Origin of the sequence: Streptomyces sp. NPDC053076, assembly GCF_044546845.1 — a bacterium.
Lineage (GTDB): Bacteria > Actinomycetota > Actinomycetes > Streptomycetales > Streptomycetaceae > Streptomyces.
Genome location: NZ_JBITZL010000004.1, coordinates 35,013 through 56,647, shown reverse-complemented (window position 1 = coordinate 56,647; position 21,635 = coordinate 35,013). Strand labels below are relative to the sequence as shown.

Here is a 21,635-nt window from a genome sequence, read left to right as displayed (position 1 = left end):
CGGCAGGAGTACGAGAACCATGGCGAACGCACCGGTCCAGCGCATGTCCCAGTTGATGGCGAAGACTCTGCGCGACGACCCGGCCGACGCCGAGGTCCTCAGCCACAAGCTCCTCGTCCGCGCCGGCTACGTCCGCCGCACGGCGGCCGGCATCTGGAGCTGGCTGCCCCTCGGCAAGAAGGTCCTCGCCAACGTCGAGCGCATCGTCCGCGAGGAGATGGACGGCATCGGCGCCCAGGAGGTCACGCTGCCCGCCCTGCTGCCGCGCGAGCCCTACGAGGCCACCGGCCGCTGGGACGAGTACGGCCAGGAGCTGTTCCGGCTCAAGGACCGCAAGGGCGGCGACTACCTCCTCGGTCCCACCCACGAGGAGATCTTCACCCTCCTGGTCAAGGACCAGTGCACGTCCTACAAGGACCTGCCGGTGATCCTCTACCAGATCCAGACCAAGTTCCGCGACGAGGCCCGCCCCCGCGCCGGCATCCTGCGCGGCCGTGAGTTCCTGATGAAGGACTCCTACTCCTTCGACACGGAGGACGAGGGCCTCGCCCAGTCGTACGCCCTGCACCGCCAGGCATACCAGCGGATCTTCGAGCGCCTGGGCCTCGACTACCGGATCTGCGCGGCCACCGCCGGCGCCATGGGCGGCTCCAAGTCCGAGGAGTTCCTCGCCCCGGCCGAGGCCGGCGAGGACACCTTCGCGGACTGCCCCCACTGCGACTTCGCCGCCAACACGGAGGCGATCACCTACGAGCTGAAGCCGGTCGACGGCTCGGCCGTGCCCGCGCTGGAGGAGATCCCCACCCCGGACACCCCGACCATCGAGACGCTGGCCGCCTCGCTCGGCGTCCCGGCCTCCGCCACGCTGAAGAACCTGCTGGTCAAGGTCGACGGCGAGATCGTCGCCGTGGGCGTGCCCGGCGACCGTGAGGTGGACCTGGGCAAGGTCGAGGCGCACTTCGCCCCGGCCGCCGTCGAGATGGTCACCGAGACGGACTTCGCCGAGCGCTCCGACCTGGTCCGCGGCTACGTCGGCCCGCAGGGCCTCGGCGAGAAGGTGAAGTACATCGCCGACCCGCGCGTGGCGCCCGGCACCGCGTGGATCACCGGAGCCAACAAGGAGCACACGCACGCCAGGAACGTCGTCGCCGGCCGGGACTTCGAGGTCGACGAGTACGTGGACGTCGTCGTGGTCCAGGACGGCGACCCCTGCCCGAAGTGCGGCACCGGCCTGAAGCTGGACCGCGCCATCGAGATCGGCCACATCTTCCAGCTGGGCCGCAAGTACACCGACGCCCTCAAGCTGGACGTCCTCGGCCAGAACGGCAAGCCCGTCCGCGTCACCATGGGCTCCTACGGCATCGGCGTCTCCCGCGCCGTCGCCGCGCTCGCCGAGCAGACCGCCGACGACAAGGGCCTGGTCTGGTCCAAGGAGGTCGCCCCGGCCGACGTGCATGTCGTCGCCGCCGGCAAGGCCCTGCAGACCGAGCTGGCGCTGGACGTCGCGGAGAAGCTCGCCGCGGCGGGCGTCCGCGTCCTGGTGGACGACCGGGCCGGGGTGTCCCCGGGCGTGAAGTTCACCGACGCCGAACTGATCGGTGTCCCGCAGATCCTGGTCGCCGGCCGCCGCTCCGGCGAAGGCGTGGTGGAGCTGAAGGACCGCAGGACCGGTGAGCGCGAGGAGCTCTCCGTCGAGGACGCGATCACCCGCCTGACGGCCTGACCACGCCGGACCCCCGCGCCCCGGAGGGGCGCGGCGGCCAGACCGACGGGCGGGTGTCCGGCGTGCGGCTGCCTGGCGTGCAGGTGTCCGGCGTGTGGCTGCCTGGCGTGCGGCTGTCTGGCGTGCGGTGGTCCGGCGTGCGGGTGTCCGGCGTGTGGCTGTCCGGCGGGCGGTGGTCTGGCTGCGGGTGTCCGGCGTGTGGCTGTCCGGCGGGCGGTGGTCTGGCTGCGGGTGTCCGGCGTGCGGCTGTCTGGCGTGCGGGTGTCCGGCGTGTGGCTGTCCGGCGGGCGGTGGTCTGGCTGCGGCTGTCCGGCGTGCGGCTGTCTGGCGGGCGTCTGTCCTGGAATGCGACTGTCCGGCAGGTGTCTGTCGGGCGTGCGGCTGTCCGGCGTGCGGCTTTCCGACGTGCGGCTGTCCGGCCCTGGCCTTCGGGCCGAGGCCGGCCTGAACAGGGGCGCGGGGAACTGCGCGATCAGCCGCGGCGAAGCCCGCAGGCACACGACGGCCTGCACCCCCCCGGACCGCCCCTCGCGTCATCGCCCCAGAGCCACCCGGCGGGCCTGCACCTCCCCGGACCGCCCCGCGCGGCACCGTCCTAGAGCCACCCGGCGAACTCGAGCAGCAACTCCCCGTCCTTCGGCCGCCCCACACGCAGCGCACGCACACCGGACTCCACCGCCCGGAACAGCGTCCACCCCCGCAACCGCTCCTGATCCACCTCCAGGGACTCCGCGAGCCGCTTGATCCGGCGCCGGGTGGTGGCGGATCCGGAGGACGTCGCGATCAGGTCCTCCACCCGGTCCCGGACCAGCCGTGCCAGGTCGAAGGCGCTCTCACCGACCACCGGGTCCGGGCCCACCGCGAGCCACGGCATCCGCTCGCCCGCGAGCACCTTGCTCTGCCGGAAGGTGCCGTGCAGCAGCAGTCGCTCCGGCGGATCGGCCAGCAGCTCCTCGCGGGCGGCGAGCGCCGGCTCCACGAGGGCGGCGGTCTCCGGATCCGTCCCGGCACTCGCCCGCATGGCCGCCGCCTGCCGCCCGGTGCGCTCGGCGACGGTCTCGAAGGCGTGCCCGGCCGGCGGCGTCACCCACAGCCTGCGGAGCGTGCCCGCCGCCTCCAGCAGCGCCTTCGCCTCCGGCAGCGAGCGTACGGACACGTCCGGGTGCAGCCGCTCCAGCAGCAGCGCCCCGTCGTCCGCGTCGGTCTCCAGCAGCTGTACGGCGCCCAGCCCGGCCCAGTGCGCCAGTGCCGCCCGCTCGCTCTCCGGGCGGGCCCGGGGCGGCGCCAGCTTCAGCACGGCCGGAGTGCCGTCCGGCCGCCGCACGAGCACGACCAGGCTGCTGCGGCCGCCCGGCATCTGCACCCGCTCGACGGTCAACTCGCGCCGGACGACGGCCCGCTCGGCCGCCGCGGGCAGCTGCGCCAGCCAGTCGTCCCCGGCCGGTGCCGTCTCACCGAGCGCACGCACCAGACGCGGCGGCGGTTCGATAGCCATGCGCGAGTCGTTCCCTTCCTGTCGGGGCCTGTCGGGGCCTGTCGGGGCCTGTCGGGGCCTGTCCGGGAGCCTGTCGGGCCTGTCCGGTGACCTGTCGGCTTGTCGGCCTGTCATACCGGCCCGGGCGGCCGCGCCGTACCGCTGCCTAGCGCTTCGCCGAGGCGGCGGCCGACGGGGTCGTGCCGGCGGCGCCCGTGTGCTCGCCGGACCGCTCGGCGAGTCCAGGGAAGGCTACGCTCTCCCCGCTCCAGCGCACCGCCCGCACCGCGGTCTCCCGCAGCGCCCCGGCCGCATCGGCCCGCCGCGTGCCGGTCGCCGCCCGCACCAGGTCCGAGTACACCCCGGCCACCCGCTCCTCCAGCCGCGTGGCCAGCCGCACCGCGGCCGTCCCGTCCTGCACCGGGAACGGCAGCGCGTACCCGGCGCTCGCGGCGACCGGAGTGCCGCCCAGGTCCCGCACCGCGCGCACCAGCGCGTCCCGGCGGGCCCGGTGGGCGTCGTACGCGGCCCGCGCCTCGGTCCGGTGCCGCTCGCCGATCCGCCCGCCGACGACGCCGTAGCCGTACACCGCCGCGTGCTCCGCCGCCAGCGCCGCCTGGAGCGCGGTCATCTCGGCCTGCTCGGCCTGGTCCGTTCCGTCGCTCACGTGGCCACCTCCGTCAGCAGGTACGCGTGTGCGGCCCCGGCCGCCGCGACCGACGCCAGCAGCCGCGCCAGCTCGCCCGGCACCGCCAGCAGATCCTTGGCGCGCCGGTCGGCCAGGGCGCGCTCGGCGGCCGCCAGCCCGGCGACGGCGTCCTTCTCTGCGGCCGGGACGGGAGTGGCGGCGGCCGACGTCGCGGCGGTGGCCGTCGCGCCCTCCTCGAAGGCCGTCGCGTGTGCGGCGACCTGCGCGCGCAGCGGGCGCAGCCGGTCCGCCAGCCCGGGATGCGCGGCGAGCACGGCGTCGTACCGTGCCAGCAGCCCCCGGCTGTCCCGGGCCGCACGCGCGCGTGCCCGGGTGGCGGCCGACGGGCCGTCCTCTCCGGAGTCCGGGCCGGCCGAGCAGCCCGCCAACAGGGCGGCGCCGGCGGCCGAGGCGAGCAGGGATCTTCTGCGCGGCCCCGGGCGGGTGCGCGGCGGTGGGGGATACGGCACTGCGGACGTCCTCGGGAACTCGTACGGAGGGAACGGCGAAGCGGCACAGCCGGCGGGCGGCACGCCCGTGATCACCGTACCCGCGCGCCCCGCGCGCACCACTCACCGGCACCGCCCGGCCACAGGTGGACGGCAACAGCCCCCACGACCGGATACCCTTTGACCTGACACGCGACCCATCCCACAACAGCACACGCGGCCGAGGAGTCACCCGGATGAGCACCACCCAGAGCGAGAGGCTGCGAGAGCTGCTGGAACCGCTCGTCACTTCTCAGGGGCTGGATCTCGAAGAGATCGCCGTGGACTCCGTAGGACGCAAGCGGGTGCTGCGTGTGGTCGTCGACTCCGACGCCGGGGCGGACCTGGACGCCATCGCCGATGTGAGCCGTGCGCTCTCGGCGAAGCTCGACGAGACCGACGCGATGGGTGACGCGACCTACGACCTGGAGGTCGGCACCCCCGGCGCCGAGCGCCTCCTCACCGAGCACCGCCACTATGTGCGCGCCACCGACCGCCTCGTGAAGTTCCAGCTGACCGAGGGCGGCGAACTGGTCGCCCGGATCCTGGAGGTCGACGAGGACGGTCTCGACGTCGAGGTTCCCGGGGTCAAGGGCCGCAAGGCCACCACTCGCAGACTCGCCTTCCCGGAGATCGACAGGGCGCGCGTGCAGGTCGAGTTCAACCGCAAGGACAAGAAGGACATGAAGGAAGAGGAGGAGGCGTAGCCGTGGATATCGACATGAGCGCCCTGCGGGGCTTGGTCAGGGAGAAGGAGATCTCCTTCGACCTGTTGGTCGCGGCGATCGAATCGGCCCTCCTCATCGCCTACCACCGCACCGAGGGAAGCCGCCGGCACGCGCGCGTGGAACTCAACCGGCAGACCGGACATGTGACCGTGTGGGCGAAGGAGGACCCGGAGGACGTCGAGGAGGGCCAGGAGGTCCGCGAGTTCGACGACACCCCGTCCGGCTTCGGCCGTATCGCCGCCACCACCGCCAAGCAGGTGATCCTGCAGCGGCTGCGCGACGCCGAGGACGACGCGACGCTCGGCGAGTACGCCGGCCGTGAGGGCGACATCGTCACCGGTGTGGTCCAGCAGGGCCGCGACCCGAAGAACGTGCTCGTGGACATCGGCAAGCTCGAGGCCATCCTGCCGGTGCAGGAGCAGGTGCCGGGCGAGACCTACCCGCACGGCCTGCGGCTGCGCTCGTACGTCGTACGCGTCGCCAAGGGCGTCCGCGGCCCCTCCGTGACCCTCTCCCGTACGCACCCCAACCTGGTGAAGAAGCTCTTCGCCCTGGAGGTGCCCGAGATCGCCGACGGCTCGGTGGAGATCGCGGCGATCGCCCGTGAGGCCGGTCACCGTACGAAGATCGCCGTGCGGTCCACCCGTTCGGGTCTGAACGCCAAGGGAGCCTGCATCGGCCCCATGGGCGGCCGGGTGCGCAACGTGATGGGCGAACTGAACGGCGAGAAGATCGACATCGTCGACTGGTCGGATGATCCGGCCGAGATGGTGGCGAACGCGCTGTCACCCGCTCGGGTGAACAAGGTGGAGGTCGTCGACCTGTCCGCCCGCTCCGCCCGGGTGACCGTGCCGGACTACCAGCTGTCGCTGGCGATCGGCAAGGAGGGCCAGAACGCCCGCCTGGCGGCCCGGCTCACCGGCTGGCGGATCGACATCCGGCCCGACACGGAGCAGGCCGGGGAATAGATCCGAGCCGTACGCCGCTGAGATCACGACAACGTCCGTTCGATTCTTGCCCCGAAGGGGTGAGGTCGGTGCGGGGAGGTAGACTTAACTGTGTCTGGCCGGACGCCCGCCCGAGTATGCCCTGAACGCACCTGTGTGGGGTGTCGGAAGCGGGCGGCCAAGAACGATCTCCTGCGGATCGTGAAGACCGAGGACGCATGTGTCCCCGATCCTCGCGGTACGCTGCCCGGCCGGGGTGCCTACGTGCACCCCGCCCTGGTCTGTCTCGACCAGGCGGTACGCCGCCGGGCGTTCCCGCGGGCACTGCGCGTCCCGGGAGCGCTCGACACAAAGGCGTTGCGCCAATACGTCGAGGAGACGACAGTTGCCGAACAGGCAACACCGTAAGACGTGTCGTACGGAACCCCGTGCGGCTTGGTACCTCGCGAGTCGAAAGCAGGTCGAGATTGCGATGAGCACTCGATGAGTACGCGATGAGTACGCCCATGAACTAGCGACGGTCCGGCTTCAACCCGGACCTCAAAGGAGCGAAGTGGCTAAGGTCCGGGTATACGAACTCGCCAAGGAGTTCGGTGTAGAGAGCAAGGTCGTCATGGCCAAGCTCCAGGAACTCGGTGAATTCGTCCGTTCGGCGTCTTCGACCATCGAAGCGCCGGTTGTACGTAAGCTGACCGACGCCTTCCAGGGCGGTGGCAACGGCAAGTCCGCCGGTAAGCCCGCCCCGCGCAAGGCCGCCCCCAAGCCCGGCGCGCCCTCTCCGGCGCAGTCGGCACGTCCGGCTGCCCCGCGGCCGCCGGCCCCCAAGCCTCCGACGGCGCCCGCTGCCGAGCAGCCCGCTGCCGCGTCGGCGCAGCCCACCACCCCGTCGGCGCCCGCCGCGGCGCCCGGCCCGCGTCCGGTGCCGGGTCCCAAGCCCGCGCCGCGTCCGGCTCCCGCCGCCCCGGAGTTCACCGCTCCGCCGGCCGCTCCGGCCGCTCCGGCCGCCCAGACCCCGCAGGCCCCGGCCGCGCAGGGTCCGCGTACCGGCGCCCGTCCGGGTGCCCCGAAGCCCGCCGGCCGTCCGGCCCCCGGTCAGGGACAGGGCCAGGGCCGTCAGGGCCAGGGTGCCCCGCGTCCCGGCGGCCAGGCCCCGCGTCCGGGCGCCCGTCCGTCCGGTCCGCGACCGGGCAACAACCCCTTCACCTCCGGCGGTAACGCCGGCATGGCCCGTCCGCAGGCCCCGCGCCCGCAGGGCGGTCCGCGTCCCGGTGGCCCCGGTGCCCCCGGTGGCGGCCCCCGTCCGCAGGCGCCCGGCGCCCAGGGCGGCGGTCCCCGTCCGCAGGCTGCCGGCGGTTCCCGGCCCTCTCCGGCCGGCATGCCCCGCCCGCAGGGCGGTCCGCGTCCCGGCCCGGCCGGTCCGCGCCCGAACCCCGGCATGATGCCGCAGCGTCCCGCTGCCGGCCCGCGTCCGGGCGGCGGTGGCCCCGGCGGCCGCGGTCCCGGCGCCGGCGGTCGTCCCGGTGGTGGCGGCGGCGGTCGTCCGGGTGGCGGCGGCTTCGCCGGTCGCCCGGGTGGTGGCGGCGGCGGCTTCGCCGGCCGTCCCGGTGGTCCCGGTGGTGGCGGTGGCGGCTTCGCCGGCCGTCCCGGTGGTCCCGGCGGTGGCGGCGGTGGCCGTCCCGGCTTCGGTGGCCGTCCCGGTGGTCCGGGTGGCCGCGGTGGCACGCAGGGCGCCTTCGGTCGTCCCGGCGGTCCCGCGCGTCGTGGCCGCAAGTCGAAGCGGCAGAGGCGCCAGGAGTACGAGGCCATGCAGGCCCCGAGCGTCGGCGGCGTGATGCTGCCGCGCGGCAACGGTGAGGCCATCCGCCTCTCCCGCGGCGCGTCGCTCACGGACTTCGCGGAGAAGATCAACGCCAACCCGGCGTCGCTCGTCGCGGTCATGATGAACCTCGGCGAGATGGTCACGGCCACGCAGTCCGTCTCCGACGAGACGCTGCAGCTCCTCGCGGGCGAGATGAACTACACGGTTCAGATCGTCAGCCCCGAGGAGGAGGACCGCGAGCTGCTCGAGTCCTTCGACATCGAGTTCGGCGAGGACGAGGGCGACGACGAGGACCTGGTGGTCCGCCCGCCGGTCGTCACCGTCATGGGTCACGTCGACCACGGTAAGACCCGACTGCTCGACGCCATCCGCAAGACGAACGTCATCGCGGGCGAGGCCGGCGGCATCACCCAGCACATCGGTGCCTACCAGGTCGCGACCGAGGTCAACGACGAAGAGCGCAAGATCACCTTCATCGACACCCCGGGTCACGAGGCGTTCACCGCCATGCGTGCCCGTGGTGCGAAGTCGACCGACATCGCGATCCTGGTCGTCGCGGCCAACGACGGCGTCATGCCGCAGACGGTCGAGGCGCTCAACCACGCCAAGGCGGCCGACGTGCCGATCGTGGTCGCGGTCAACAAGATCGACGTCGAGGGTGCCGACCCGACCAAGGTGCGCGGTCAGCTGACCGAGTACGGCCTGGTGGCCGAGGAGTACGGCGGCGACACGATGTTCGTCGACATCTCCGCCAAGCAGGGTCTGCACATCGACAGCCTCCTGGAGGCCGTCGTCCTCACCGCCGACGCCTCGCTCGACCTGCGGGCCAACCCGAACCAGGACGCGCAGGGCATCTCGATCGAGTCCCGTCTCGACCGCGGCCGCGGTGCCGTGGCGACGGTCCTCGTCCAGCGAGGCACCCTGCGGGTCGGCGACACGATGGTCGTGGGCGACGCCTACGGCCGAGTCCGCGCCATGCTCGACGACAACGGCAACAACGTCGCCGAGGCGGGCCCGTCGACGCCGGTCCAGGTCCTGGGCCTGACCAACGTCCCGGGTGCGGGCGACAACTTCCTGGTGGTCGACGAGGACCGTACGGCCCGTCAGATCGCCGAGAAGCGTGCCGCCCGTGAGCGCAACGCCGCGTTCGCCAAGCGCACGCGCCGCGTGTCGCTGGAGGACCTGGACAAGGTGCTCAAGGCCGGCGAGGTCCAGCAGCTGAACCTGATCATCAAGGGTGACGCTTCTGGTTCCGTCGAGGCCCTCGAGTCCTCCCTGCTCCAGCTGGACGTCGGCGAAGAGGTCGACATCCGCGTCCTGCACCGCGGTGTCGGTGCGGTCACGGAGTCCGACATCGACCTGGCGATGGGCTCCGACGCCATCGTGATCGGCTTCAACGTCCGTGCGGCCGGCCGCGCGGCGCAGATGGCCGAGCGCGAGGGTGTGGACGTCCGGTACTACTCGGTCATCTACCAGGCGATCGAGGAGATCGAGGCGGCCCTCAAGGGCATGCTCAAGCCGGAGTACGAAGAGGTCGAGCTCGGTACGGCGGAGATCCGCGAGGTCTTCAAGTCGTCCAAGCTGGGCAACATCGCCGGTGTGCTGGTCCGGTCGGGCGAGGTCAAGCGCAACACCAAGGCGCGCCTCATCCGCGACGGCAAGGTGGTCGCGGAGAACCTCACCATCTCCGGTCTGCGTCGCTTCAAGGACGACGTCACCGAGATCCGCGAAGGGTTCGAGGGCGGTATCAACCTCGGCAACTTCAACGACATCAAGGTCGACGACGTCATCGCGACGTACGAGATGCGCGAGAAGCCGCGGGCGTAACGCCTACGGTTCGTGCCGGCCGACGGGACTCTCTGTCCCGTCGGCCGGCACGCCGTTTGCGGCCCGTTCGCATGGTCCACGGAGCGTAATATCCGTCGATCGCGTGGGCCGCTTCGTTGTACGGTTCTTGATGTCCCCGGCCACACGGACCCGGGGCCATCGATCCCGCACCGGCGGGTGAACCGGTTACACACATGTACGTGGGGACTCTGTCCTTCGACCTCCTCCTCGGCGACGTCCACTCGCTGAAGGAGAAACGCTCCGTCGTCCGCCCGATCGTCGCCGAACTCCAGCGGAAGTACGCCGTGAGCGCGGCCGAGGTGGACCACATGGACCTCCACCGGCGAGCGATCATCGGCCTGGCCATGGTCTCCGGCGACGCGGCGCACCTCACCGACGTACTGGACCGGTGTGAGCGGCTGGTCGCCGCCCGCCCCGAGGTGGAGCTGCTGTCCGTACGACGGCGCTTCCACGGCGACGACGACTGACCACGAAACGCAAGCAAGAGAAAGAACGGGAGACGGACCAGTGGCCGACAACGCGCGGGCGAAAAGGCTGGCGGACCTCATCCGGGAGGTGGTGGCCCAGAAGCTGCAGCGCGGGATCAAGGACCCGCGGCTCGGCTCGCACGTCACCATCACGGACACCCGGGTCACGGGTGACCTGCGGGAGGCGACCGTCTTCTACACGGTCTACGGCGACGAGGAGGAGCGGAAGGCGGCGGCCGCCGGCCTGGAGAGCGCCAAGGGCGTCCTCCGCTCGGCCGTGGGGGCGGCCGCCGGTGTGAAGTTCACGCCGACCCTGACCTTCGTGGCGGACGCCCTCCCGGACACCGCCCGGACCATCGAGGACCTGCTCGACAAGGCGCGCCAGTCCGACGAGAAGGTGCGCGAGGTGTCCGCGGGCGCCGAGTACGCCGGTGACGCGGACCCCTACCGCAAGCCGGGCGAGGAAGACGACGAGACGGACGACGCCGCCGAATGACCAGCAAGCCCACCCCGCCCGACGGCCTCGTCATCGTCGACAAGCCGTCGGGCTTCACTTCGCACGACGTGGTCGCGAAGATGCGCGGGATCGCGAGGACCCGCCGCGTCGGCCACGCCGGCACCCTGGACCCCATGGCGACCGGCGTGCTGGTCCTCGGGATCGAGCGCGCCACCAAACTCCTCGGGCACCTCGCGCTCACCGAGAAGGAGTACCTGGGCACCATCCGCCTGGGCCAGAACACCCTCACCGATGACGCCGAGGGCGAGATCACCTCGTCCACCGACGCCTCCAAGGTGACCCGGGACGCCGTCGACGCCGGCATCGCCAAGCTCACCGGCGAGATCATGCAGGTGCCGTCCAAGGTCAGCGCCATCAAGATCGACGGCGTACGGTCGTACAAGCGGGCCCGGGAGGGCGAGGACTTCGAGATCCCCGCCCGGCCGGTGACCATCTCCTCCTTCACGGTGTACGACGTCCGGGACGCGGTCGCCGAGGACGGCACGGCCGTGCTCGACCTGGTGGTGTCGGTGGTCTGCTCCTCCGGCACCTACATCCGGGCGATCGCCCGTGACCTGGGCGCCGACCTGGGGGTGGGCGGACACCTGACCGCGCTGCGCCGGACGCGCGTCGGACCGTACAAGCTGGACGCCGCCAGGACGCTGGACCAGTTGCAGCAGGAACTGACCGTGATGCCGATCGCCGAAGCCGCGTCCGCGGCGTTCCGGCGCTGGCAGGTCGACGCCAAGCGGTCCCGGCTGCTGCTGAACGGCGTCCGGCTGGAGATGCCGGACGAGTACACGGGCGCCGGTCCCGTGGCCGTCTTCGACCCCGAGGGCCGCTTCCTCGCGCTCGTGGAGGAGCACCGGGGCAAGGCGAAGAGCCTGGCCGTCTTCGGCTGAGTCCTTGGGGGACTGGCTCGATCCGGCCCCCTGGCTGCCTGTCGTGGAGCGGCGGCCGGCCACGGGGTCGGCCCCCGCCGCCGCTCCACGATCCCCCCTCGGTTCCCCCACCCCTAGGGTTATCCAGCAGCGTTCGCGTATTCACCCGACCGGGCGGGCGCTCGGAGTGAACCGGGGGAGCGGAAGGGGGCGCGTTCGCCGCGTGCCCTGTCCTGCCGATCATCACGCGCCTACCGTCGATGACAGGGCACGGGGACGGGCGGGGAGGTACGGCCATGGCGGGACGGGGCCCGCGCACCGGAGGCGGGCGCCGGGAGGATCACCGGGACGACTCCGAACAGTCGAGTCGCTCAGGTCACTCCCATCGCGCAGACGCTCGCCGGACGCAGGAGGAACGCACGGAGCGGGGCCGCGCGCTCGGGAACAGCGTGTACGGGGAGGGCACGTACGGCGGTCCAGGCGTCTATGGCGGTCCGGGTGGGAACGGGGGGCCTGGCCGGGGCGGGGGGATCCGGGACGTCACCGGGAGCGCGGGTGGCGTCGGCGCCGTGGACACCGCCCGTGTCGATGCCGCCCTCGTGCGGATCCGGGACCTGGCCGGCCGCCCGCGCGGCCTCGGCTTCCTCGCCGACCACGAGGGCACCCTGCTCACCAGCCACGAGACCGTCGACGGCCTGGCCCGGCTGGTGCTGAACGCCACCGGCGACCGCACCTGCGTCGTCGACGCCGATGCCGTCACCCCGCTGCCCGACCTGGACCTCGCCCTGGTGCGCACCGAGGGCCTCGACGTGGAGCCGCTGCCGCTGACCGTGCGGGAGCGGATCGACGCCGGGACATACGTCCAGGTCCCCGCCGGATGCTGGCGCGAGGCGCGGGTACTGGCCGCCACCGAGGTGACGTACACCGCCACGGACCGCTTCCACCTCCTCGACGACGCGCTGGAGCTGGCGATCGGCACGGCGGGCCGGGACGCCCTCCGGCTAGGTGGCGGCGCGGCCGGCGGACCGGTGCTCGACGCCCGCACCGGCACGGTCGTCGGCGTCCTCGGCACCGCCCTGCACACCGCCCGGCACGACGCGGGCTTCGCGGTCCCGCTGCGGCCCGCCGACGGTGTCCTCGCCGCCCTGCTCGCCCGCAACGCGGCCACCGTGCCCGGCTACGGCGCCGACCTCAACCTCGCCGGCATCCTCCAGCTGACCACCACCTCGGTGGCTCAGGACGGTCCCCCGGACGTCCTCACCGGCCACCCGGACGCCACCGGGCCGGTCGAACGCGCCGATATCGCGCGGGAACTCGCCGCCTTCACCGACGGCGACCGTCCCGTGCTCGGCCTGGTCGGTGCCCCGGGCAGCGGTCGTACGACGGAACTCGCGGCCCTCGCCGCCCGCCGCGCCCGGGGCGAGCTGCCCGCCCCCACGCTGTGGCTCCGCGGCGCCGACCTGACCGACGCCGACGACTCGGTCGCCGACGCCGCCCGCCGCGCGCTCGCGCGTGCCGCCCGGATCGTCGCCGCCTCCCGCTCGGTCCAGCCCGAGAACCTCGGCGACGTCACCCCCGAACACCTGGCCCGCCTCGCCGCCCGGGCCGGCCGCCCGCTGCTGCTCCTTCTCGACGGTCCCGAGGAGATGCCCCCGGTCCTCGCCCACCGCCTGCCCGACTGGACCCGGGGCACGGCCGCCTGGCTGCGCGAGACCGGCGCACGCCTGGTGGTGGCCTGCCGGGAAGAACACTGGGAGCGCGCGGGAAAGGCGTTTCCGCCGGGCCTGCTCCACGTCCCGGGGGGCGGCAGCGAGCCGACGCGCACGGCGCCGGATCCCGGGGCCACGGCCGAGAATGCCGGGACGGGTTGCGCATCGGGTCCGGTATGCGGTGCGGAGCCGGTCCGTGTGGCCGCCGGCGCTGAGGGTTCGGTGGGGGTTGCCGGGTCGGGTGGTGCTCCGGTGAGCACTTCGGGTCCGGTGGATGGGAGGGAGCCGGGGTGCATGGCTGCCGGCTCCGAGGGTTCGGTGGGGGGTGCTGCGTCGGGTGGTGCTCCGGTGGGCACTTCGGCGGTGGATGGTGCCGGCGCGGTCCGTGTGGGTGCCGGCTTTGCGGGTTCGGTGGGGGTTGCCGGGTCCAGTGGTGCTTGGGTGGGCACTTCGGGTCCGGTGGACGGCACGGAGCTGGGGCACATGGCCGCTGGTCCCGTGGGTACGGCCGGTGGCGCGGAGATGGGTGGCGCCTCGGTCGGCCGGGGCGTTCCGGTGGGCGGTGGTGAGGCGGGGGGTGCGCCAGGGAACGCCGGTGTCTCTGAGGGCGGCGGTGGCGCGGCGGGGGTGGGATCGGCAGGGGCCGCCGGTCCGCTTCCGCCCTGTGTGCGGGTCGGTGACCTCACCGCCGACGAGGGACGGCGGGCCCGGGCTCGCTACGGGATTCCGGACGGCGTGCTCGCCGAGCGGGACGCCCGGCATCCGCTCACCCTCCGGTTGCTGTCCGAGGTCCGGGCCGCCGTTCCCGACGCGCCGGCCACCGGTTCCCTCGACCGGCACGACGTCTTCGCCGCCTACCTCGACCTGATCTGCCTGCGTGTCGCGGTCCGCCTCGCCGCCGACGGCGGCCTGCGCGGCACGGCCGTACGACGGCTGGCGGCGCGGGTGGCGGGGCGGGTGCACGAGGCGGCCCGGCGCAGTCTCGGCCCTGGGCAGGGGGAGCTGGACCGCGAGTCCTTCGAGGCGGTGTTCCCCTGGGGGCCCGCCCCGGCCCGGCTCGGCGGCGGCACCGGCTGGGCCTCCGCCGTCCTCTCCGAGGGCCTCCTCGTGCCGGCCGGTGGCGGCTACCGCTTCGCCCACGAGGACCTGGCCGACTGGATCCAGGGCATGCACCTGGACCTCGACGAGGCCCTGCGCGCCTTGGTGCACCGCGCGAGCCGTCCGTGCGAGACCCGCAGCCCCGTCCCGGTGCCGCACCACCGCGTCGGCCCCGTCGTACAGTCCCTGCTGCTCCTGGCCCGCCAGCACAGTCCCCTGCAACTCGCCCTGCGACTAAGGGAATTGATCGACGCCCTGGACCACGACACCGGCTCCTGGTGGGCCGCCCGGCTGCTCGCCCGGACCCTGCTCCAGGTCCCGGACGCGACGCCGTACACCGAGGTGCTGTGCCTGCTCACCGACCGCGTCGTCGCCTGGCGCCGCGCCCGGCGGCCCGTACCGGCCGAGTTCGGCCCCGCCTTCTGGACCGCGCTGCCCGTGCGCGACACCGAGCGCCTCGACCTGCTGCGCCGGCTCGTACTGGCGGACCCGGCACCGCCCGCGGCGGGTGACCGCTACCTGGACGCCGTCGCCGGACTGCTCGCCGCCGCCCCGGACGTCGTACAGCCCCTGCTCACGCACTGGTTCGCCGACGAGCGGCCGCTGCCCGCGACGCCGTACGCCACCGTGGCCACCGCGGCGCAGGCGCTGCTGCACACCCACCGGCACCGCGCCCTGGACGGGCTCACCGAGGTGCTCGTGGCCTGTGCCCACCGGCGCGCCGACGAACTGCTCGGCGTCCTCGCCGAGGAGGAGCCGCCGGCCGTCTGCCGGGCGGTCGACCGCTGGGCGCACGACGAACGCCCCGCCCGTCGGGTGGCGGCGGTGTCGTTCGGACTGCGCGCGGCCCCGTACGTCCGTTCCGACGCGGACCGCGAGCTGCTGCGCTACGCCGCCCTGGCCCTGCTCGCCCGCCCCGCCGACTGCACCCTGCACGGCGGTGCCCTGGCGGTGCTGGTCCACGACCCGCACACCCGCGACCGGTATCTGCCCGACGCCCTGCGCCATTTCGCCGACGGCGACCCGCAGTTCCCGCCGAGCGCCCTCGTCCCGGCCCTGACCACGCATCCGGAACCGGTCCTGGAGGCGTTCCGCGCCCGGCTGCGCGCCCCGGACGCCGGCGGACCGGAGACCGGAGCGGCCCTGCGTTCCCTCGCCGAGGTCACCACGCCGGCCCTCGCCCGCCGGGTCGCCGTCCTGGTCCGGGAGGCGGTGCGGTTGCGCCCGGAGACCGCCGGGCATGTCGCCGGCTATGTCGACCGCCGTCTCGAACAGGGCCCCACCGCCCGCTCGGTCCTGCTGCCCCTCGTCACCGGCCTGCTCGACGGCGGGTCGGAGCAGGTCCGGTCGGCCCTCGCCACCGTCCTGGCCGCCGCCGGCACGCCGGCCTCCCGCCCGCTGCGCCGCGAACTGCTGGAGGTCCTGCTCGCCCGGGAGGAGGACCCGGCGGTCCTGGACGCGGTCCTGCACGCGGCGGCGACACAGCACGCGGCGGCGACACAGGGGGAGGGGGACGGGGAAGCGGACGTTGACCGGCGCGCGGACGGCGGAGACGCAGGCCGGAGCGGGGACGGTGGGCACGTGGGCCGGAGCGGCGACGGGGACGGCGACGTCAGTGGGGGCGGGTATCGCCGGGAGGACGAGGTCCGTGGCCTGGTCCACCGCACCGGGCTGCTTCTCGTCCGCACGCCCGAGGGCGCCACCCTCTTCGACCGCGGCCTGGTCGACCTCGGCCGGCACGTGCCCGGTTTCGCCGTGCGCATGGCCCGCTGGCTGACCGACGCCCCGGACGACTGGGCCGCCGTGGTGGGCCCCAGCGCCCGCCGCATGATCGAGAACCTCGCGGGGGTACGCGTACCGGCCTGAACAGCACACCGAACGTGCGCCCCGTCACAGCCTCCATGCCGATGCTGGCACGGGGCACCCGGCATGGCACCCTTAGACCTGCACAACGAGGTCAAGGTAGATACGGACAAGGGTTCGAGGAGCGGTCACAGTGCAGCGCTGGCGTGGCTTGGAGGACATCCCCCAGGACTGGGGGCGCAGCGTCGTCACCATCGGTTCCTACGACGGCGTCCACCGCGGCCACCAGCTGATCATCAAGCACGCCGTCGACCGCGCCCGGGAACTGGGCGTCCCGGCCGTCGTGGTCACCTTCGACCCGCACCCCAGCGAGGTGGTCCGCCCCGGCAGCCACCCGCCACTGCTGGCCCCGCACCACCGCCGTGCCGAACTGATGGCCGAGCTGGGCGTCGACGCGGTGCTCATCCTCCCGTTCACCACCGAGTTCTCGAAGCTCTCGCCCGCCGACTTCGTGGTGAAGGTCCTGGTCGACAAGCTGCACGCCAAGGCGGTCGTGGAAGGCCCCAACTTCCGCTTCGGCCACAAGGCGACCGGCAACGTCGAGTTCCTCACCGAGCAGGGCAAGATCTACGACTTCGAGGTCGACGTCGTCGACCTGTACGTCACCGGCGAGGCGGGCGGTGGCGAACCGTTCTCCTCGACGCTGACCCGCCGCCTGGTCGCCGAGGGCGATGTGGAGGGTGCCCGCGAGATCCTGGGCCGCCCGCACCGTGTGGAGGGCGTCGTCGTCCGGGGCGCCCAGCGCGGCCGGGAGCTGGGCTTCCCGACGGCCAACGTCGAGACGCTCCCGCACACCGCCGTCCCCGCCGACGGCGTGTACGCCGGCTATCTGCACGTCCAGGGCGAGGCCATGCCGGCCGCGATCTCCGTCGGCACGAACCCGCAGTTCGACGGCACCGAGCGCACGGTGGAGGCATACGCCATCGACCGCGTCGGCCTCGAACTGTACGGCCTGCACGTCGCCGTCGACTTCCTCGCGTACGTGCGCGGCCAGGCGAAGTTCGACACGCTGGAGGCCCTGCTGGAGCAGATGGCCGTGGACGTGAAGCGCTGCCGGGAGATCGTCGCCGCCGAGGCGTAGACCTTCGCGCGGGGACGCCGGGCGGCGAAGACGCGGAGAAGCGTTCGGTGCTGGGCGGCGGGGGCGTGGTGATGCGTTCGGCGCTGGGTGGCGGGGGCGTGGTGATGCGTTTGGCGCTGAGAAGCAGAGGCACGGAAAAAGGGCGGCCGGTGCGGTGAGCACCGGCCGCCCTTCTTCATGCCGTCCCTACTGCTGCTGGGGCGGGGCCTGCGGCGGCTGCTGCCCCTGCGGCGGCTGGGGGTAGCCGTACAGCTGCTCGGGCTGCTGCGGTTGCCCCTGCGGCTGCGGCTGCGGCTGCGGGTACGGCTGCGGCTGCTGGCCTTGCGTCCCCTGCGGGTAGGGCTGCTGACCCGGGGCGGCCTGCGGGTAGGGGTGCTGACCCGGGGCGGCCTGCGGGTAGGGCTGGCCCTGTTGGGCGGGATAGGGCTGCTGGGCCGGGTAGGGCTGCTGGCCCTGCGGGTACGGCTGGCCCTGTTGCTGCGGGTACTGCTGGCCCTGCGGGTACGGCTGCCCCGGCATCTGCTGGCCCGGCATCGGCGGGGCGGCCATCGGCGGCGGGTTGCCGTCGTTGGTCCACAGCCCGTGCGACTGCTGGTGGCGTACGAAGTCCTCGGCGATCAGCGCGGCGAGGTTGAAGTACGCCTCGCGCGTCCGCGGTCGCATCATGTCGAGGTCGACCTCGGCACCGGCGGCCAGATGCTCGTCGAAGGGCACGACCACGACCCCGCGGGTCCGGGTCTCGAAGTGCTGCACGATGTCCTCGACCTTGATCATCTTGCCGGTCTCGCGGACACCGGAGATGACGGTGAGGGACCGGGAGACCAGGTCGGCGTACCCGTGCGCGGACAGCCAGTCCAGCGTCGTACTGGCGCTGCTCGCGCCGTCCACGGACGGCGTGGAGATGATGATCAGCTGGTCGGCGAGGTCGAGCACCCCCCGCATGGCGCTGTACAGCAGTCCGGTGCCGGAGTCGGTCAGGATGACCGGGTACTGCCGGCCGAGCACGTCGATCGCCCGCCGGTAGTCCTCGTCGTTGAACGTGGTCGAGACGGCCGGGTCCACGTCGTTGGCGATGATCTCCAGACCGGAGGGCGCCTGGGAGGTGAACCGCCGGATGTCCATGTACGAGTTGAGGTACGGGATCGCCTGGACGAGGTCACGGATGGTCGCCCCGGTCTCGCGGCGCACCCGTCGGCCGAGCGTGCCGGCGTCCGGGTTGGCGTCGATGGCGAGGATCTTGTCCTGCCGTTCCGTGGCGAGGGTGGAGCCGAGCGCGGTCGTGGTGGTCGTCTTGCCGACGCCGCCCTTGAGGCTGATGACCGCTATCCGGTAGCAGGACAGCACCGGCGTACGGATCAGCTCCAGCTTGCGCTGCCGCTCGGCCTCTTCCTTCTTGCCGCCGATCTTGAACCGGCCGCCCGCCGCCGTGGGCCGCCCGCTCTTCGCCTTCTGCCTCTTGTTGTTGAGCAGCCGGTCCGCGGACAGCTCGACGGCAGCCGTGTAACCGAGCGGCGCGGCACCGGGGTTGGTCGGCTGCCGCTGGTCGTGCTGCACGGGCTGCGGCCACGCGGCACCGGAGCGGGGGTCGACCGGGGCCTGGGGGGCCGCCTGCGGCGCGTCGGGGGCGGCGGTGGGGCCACCGCCCGGGCCCTGCGGAGGCTGAGGGAAGCCGTAACCCCCCGGCTGCGGCTGCTGGTTGGGGATTCCCGGCTGCGGGAAGCCGTACCCGCCCGGTTGCGACGGGGGGTTGGGCACGCCGGGCTGCGGAAAGCCGTAGCCGCTCGGCGGCGTGGGGCCGTTGGGGTTCGGCTGGGGCGCCGGAGCCGCGGTCTGGGTGATGCCGTAACCGTCCGGCTGGGCCGGGGGGTTGGGTGCGCCGGGCTGCGGGAAGCCGTAGCCGCCCGGCGGCGTGGGGCCGTTGGGGTTCGGCGGAGCGGGGCTGTTGGGGGCCGGCTGCGGGCCGGACGCCGGCGCGGTGGACTGGTGCGGCTGGAAGGGCTGGTGGGGCTGGTTCGGCTGGTTCCACGCGGCGGGCGCGGGCTGTGGGGCTTGCGGCTGGAACGGCGGCTGCGGGCCGGGTACGCCGGCACCGGCACCGGGTACGCCGGCCGGACCCTGCCCGGCCGGCGGCTGCGACTGCTCGCCGGGCAGCGGTCCGGGCTGCTGCGGGGCAGCCTGCTGCTGTCCCGGCTGTCCCGGCTGTCCCGGCTGTCCGGGCTGTCCGGGCTGCGCGGACGGTCCGGGCTGCTGCGGGGCAACCTGTTGGTGTCCCGGCTGTCCCGGCTGTCCGGTCTGAGCGGGCCACTGGGCCGCGGGAGCGGGGGCGGCGGGCTGGTACGAGGGCGGCAGCGGGGGCAGCCCGTTCTGCGGCGCGGGCGGTGGGGCCCAGCCGGGCTGGGCGCCCTGCGGGGCCGGTGGAGCGGGCGGTACGGCGGCGTGCGGGGTACCGGGGCCGGGCTGCGGGGCGCCGGCCTGCGGGCCACCGGGCTCCGAGGTTCCGGGCTGGGCCGCGGTGGGCTGGGGGAAGCCGTAGCCGCCGGGCTGGGAGGCGCCGAACTGCGAGGTGCCCGTCTGCTGGGCGTCCGCGTGCGGCGTGGCTGCCTGCCGGGCGGTGTCGTCCGAGGCGCCGTCGGTCGGCGTGCCGTCAGCCCGGGTGCCGTCGGTCGGCATGCCGTCAGTCGGGATGCTGCCCTCCGGCGCGCCCTGCTGAGGCACATTGCCCGGGGTCACGGCGCCCGTCGAGCCCTCGCCCGCCGTCACGGCGTCCGAGTGCCCCGGGGTGCCGGACCGCGCGGCGTCGGTGGAGCCCTCCGGCGCGTCGGGACGCACGGCCTCGGCGGCGCCTTCCTCGGCGGCGGTCTTCTCGGCGACACCCACTTCCGCCGAAGTCTTCTCGGCGGCGGTCGGCTCCAGGGCACCCGGTACCGCCGAGCCGTCGGCCGCGTCCGTCCGGCCGCTCTCGCCCCGCTCCTCGTCCCCGTCGGAGGCGGAGCCCTCCGGGGCGGCGCCCTGCGCGACCGCGTCGTCCTGCGTGGCGGCCTCGCCACCGGACTCCCCGGCACCGGCTCCCTCGCCCGGGCTTTCGGCACCGGAGACGTCCAAGGCGTCGCCGGAGCCTGCGGCGCCGGAGGCAGCCGAGGCGGCGGGGCCTGCCGTACCGGAGGCAGCCGAGGCATCGACGGAACCCACGGCACGGGAGGCGTCCGAGGCGTCGCCGGAGCCTGCGGCGCCGGAGGCAGTCGATTCGGCGGCGGAACCTGCCGTACCGGAGGCGGCCCCGGCACCCTCCTGGCCCGCCGAAGCCGAGCCCTCCGCCGAGCCCTCCGCCGAGCCGGCCACGGAACCCTCGCCCGCGGACTCGTCCGGCGTCCCGAGGGCTGCCGCGCGCTCGGCGATCTCAGCCATCTGGCGCTTCAGGGCGACGGCGGAGAACCGCATCGTCGCCCCGCTCTCCAGATCGCCGTTGTCCGTCTCCGGCTCGACCGCAGCGGAGGCGGCCGGTGCCGCCTGCCGATCGGGCTGAGGCTGCTGCGGCTCGAAGCCCTCGGGCAGCCCGGGCACCGGGGCGGGATCGCCGACCGGCGGCGCGGGCTGCGCGGCCGGGGCGTACGGCGTGCCCCCCGAGCCCGCGGGAGTGCCCTCCGCGCCGGCGGCCGGGGCGTACGGCGCGCCCTCCGCACTCGCGGGCGGGACGTACGGCGTCCCCTGCGCAGGGGTGAAGGAGGGCCCCTGCGCGGGCGTTGCGTAGGCGGTGCCCTGCGGCGGGGTGAACGGGGCACCCTGCGGCGCGCTGAACGGAGCACCCTGCGGCGGGGTGAACGGAGCGCCCGGTGGCGGGCTGAAAGGGGTGCCCTGCGGAGGGGTGCCCGTCGGCGGGGCGGCCGGCGGCGGCGTGGGACCCGGAACCGGTGAGCCCGTCGGGAACGACGGCGCCCCGGAGGCGGCCGGAGTGCCCGATTCACCGACGGCACCGGAGCCGCCCGGCCCACCGAAACCGCTCATGCCTCCGGGGCCCGACGGGGCGCCGGAGCCCCCCGACGTACCGGACGCGTTCTGCGTGTACCAGGCGGGGGGAGCGTAGTCGATGGTGAATTCACCGGTGGTCTCGACGGCCTCCGCGTCGGGCTGGTCATCGCCGGGTGTGTCCCAGCCCCCGCGCATCCCGTCCCGATCGCTGCTCACAGTTCCTCCTGGTGTGGTCGAGCACCCTCATGCCGTGCCGGGGCGACCATGTCGTGTCGTACCGAGTCGTGCGTAGTCGTCGAGGCAGTCCGATTCACCGGACCTTCCCCCGCGACACCGACGCCCGGTCCACGGTTCCTGCC

Annotated in this window: 14 protein-coding genes; 10 read left to right on the top strand and 4 right to left on the bottom strand. The window is 73.9% G+C overall.

Features of this window, described 5'->3' with window-relative positions:
* The first annotated feature begins 19 nt into the window (after positions 1–19).
* Complete coding sequence (locus tag ACIGYR_RS17735; RefSeq protein WP_399598482.1) at positions 20–1,723, top strand: proline--tRNA ligase; 1,704 nt, start codon at positions 20–22, stop codon at positions 1,721–1,723.
* A 595-nt stretch (positions 1,724–2,318) separates the two neighbouring features.
* Here the strand turns inward: ACIGYR_RS17735 and ACIGYR_RS17730 are convergent.
* From ACIGYR_RS17730 to ACIGYR_RS17720, 3 genes are all read right to left on the bottom strand, one after another.
* Positions 2,319–3,218 (bottom strand): aminoglycoside phosphotransferase family protein, encoded by a 900-nt coding sequence (locus tag ACIGYR_RS17730; RefSeq protein WP_399598484.1) that lies wholly within the window; start codon positions 3,216–3,218, stop codon positions 2,319–2,321.
* A gap of 145 nt (positions 3,219–3,363) precedes the next feature.
* Complete coding sequence (locus ACIGYR_RS17725; RefSeq protein WP_399598487.1) at positions 3,364–3,864, bottom strand: ferritin-like domain-containing protein; 501 nt, start codon at positions 3,862–3,864, stop codon at positions 3,364–3,366.
* Entirely contained in the window at positions 3,861–4,355 is a 495-nt protein-coding gene (locus ACIGYR_RS17720) for a hypothetical protein (RefSeq protein WP_399598490.1), read from the bottom strand. The genes ACIGYR_RS17725 and ACIGYR_RS17720 overlap by 4 nt, the downstream gene beginning before the upstream one ends.
* A 215-nt stretch (positions 4,356–4,570) precedes the next feature.
* Here ACIGYR_RS17720 and rimP point away from each other — a divergent pair, with 215 nt between their 5' ends.
* From rimP to ACIGYR_RS17675, 9 genes are all read left to right on the top strand, one after another.
* Complete coding sequence (rimP, locus tag ACIGYR_RS17715) at positions 4,571–5,080, top strand: ribosome maturation factor RimP (RefSeq protein WP_391847362.1); 510 nt, start codon at positions 4,571–4,573, stop codon at positions 5,078–5,080.
* A gap of 2 nt (positions 5,081–5,082) precedes the next feature.
* On the top strand, positions 5,083–6,069 hold the full coding sequence (gene nusA / locus ACIGYR_RS17710) for a transcription termination factor NusA (RefSeq protein ID WP_391847363.1): 987 nt from the start codon (positions 5,083–5,085) through the stop codon (positions 6,067–6,069).
* A gap of 90 nt (positions 6,070–6,159) precedes the next feature.
* The gene (locus ACIGYR_RS17705) at positions 6,160–6,456 is read left to right on the top strand and encodes a YlxR family protein (protein WP_391847364.1); all 297 of its coding nucleotides are present in this window, start codon (positions 6,160–6,162) and stop codon (positions 6,454–6,456) included.
* Positions 6,457–6,601: 145 nt separating this feature from the next.
* Positions 6,602–9,694, top strand: a complete 3,093-nt coding sequence (gene infB / locus ACIGYR_RS17700; protein ID WP_399598495.1) for a translation initiation factor IF-2 — start codon at positions 6,602–6,604, stop codon at positions 9,692–9,694.
* A 194-nt stretch (positions 9,695–9,888) separates the two neighbouring features.
* Positions 9,889–10,182: a DUF503 domain-containing protein gene (locus ACIGYR_RS17695; RefSeq protein WP_360739639.1), complete on the top strand. Its 294-nt coding sequence runs from the start codon at positions 9,889–9,891 to the stop codon at positions 10,180–10,182.
* A gap of 40 nt (positions 10,183–10,222) precedes the next feature.
* Positions 10,223–10,678: a 30S ribosome-binding factor RbfA gene (rbfA, locus tag ACIGYR_RS17690; RefSeq protein WP_399598498.1), complete on the top strand. Its 456-nt coding sequence runs from the start codon at positions 10,223–10,225 to the stop codon at positions 10,676–10,678.
* Positions 10,675–11,580, top strand: a complete 906-nt coding sequence (gene truB, locus ACIGYR_RS17685; RefSeq protein WP_391847367.1) for a tRNA pseudouridine(55) synthase TruB — start codon at positions 10,675–10,677, stop codon at positions 11,578–11,580. The genes rbfA and truB overlap by 4 nt, the downstream gene beginning before the upstream one ends.
* Positions 11,581–12,128: 548 nt before the next feature.
* On the top strand, positions 12,129–16,232 hold the full coding sequence (locus ACIGYR_RS17680; protein ID WP_399598501.1) for a hypothetical protein: 4,104 nt from the start codon (positions 12,129–12,131) through the stop codon (positions 16,230–16,232).
* A 130-nt stretch (positions 16,233–16,362) separates the two neighbouring features.
* A complete protein-coding gene (locus tag ACIGYR_RS17675; protein ID WP_391847369.1) occupies positions 16,363–17,310 on the top strand; it encodes a bifunctional riboflavin kinase/FAD synthetase in 948 nt (315 codons plus the stop codon).
* A gap of 186 nt (positions 17,311–17,496) precedes the next feature.
* Here the strand turns inward: ACIGYR_RS17675 and ACIGYR_RS17670 are convergent, their stop codons facing one another.
* On the bottom strand, positions 17,497–21,471 hold the full coding sequence (locus tag ACIGYR_RS17670) for an SCO5717 family growth-regulating ATPase (RefSeq protein ID WP_399598672.1): 3,975 nt from the start codon (positions 21,469–21,471) through the stop codon (positions 17,497–17,499).
* Between the last annotated feature and the right edge of the window lie 164 nt (positions 21,472–21,635).

What these genes read in the sequence shown, in the direction of transcription:
- ACIGYR_RS17735 (WP_399598482.1), top strand. Translation starts at nt 20, where the DNA reads ATGGCGAACGCACCGGTCCAGCGCATGTCCCAGTTGATGGCGAAGACT.
- ACIGYR_RS17730 (WP_399598484.1), bottom strand. Translation starts at nt 3,218, where the DNA reads ATGGCTATCGAACCGCCGCCGCGTCTGGTGCGTGCGCTCGGTGAGACG.
- rimP (WP_391847362.1), top strand. Translation starts at nt 4,571, where the DNA reads ATGAGCACCACCCAGAGCGAGAGGCTGCGAGAGCTGCTGGAACCGCTC.
- ACIGYR_RS17695 (WP_360739639.1), top strand. Translation starts at nt 9,889, where the DNA reads ATGTACGTGGGGACTCTGTCCTTCGACCTCCTCCTCGGCGACGTCCAC.
- truB (WP_391847367.1), top strand. Translation starts at nt 10,675, where the DNA reads ATGACCAGCAAGCCCACCCCGCCCGACGGCCTCGTCATCGTCGACAAG.
- ACIGYR_RS17670 (WP_399598672.1), bottom strand. Translation starts at nt 21,471, where the DNA reads ATGCGCGGGGGCTGGGACACACCCGGCGATGACCAGCCCGACGCGGAG.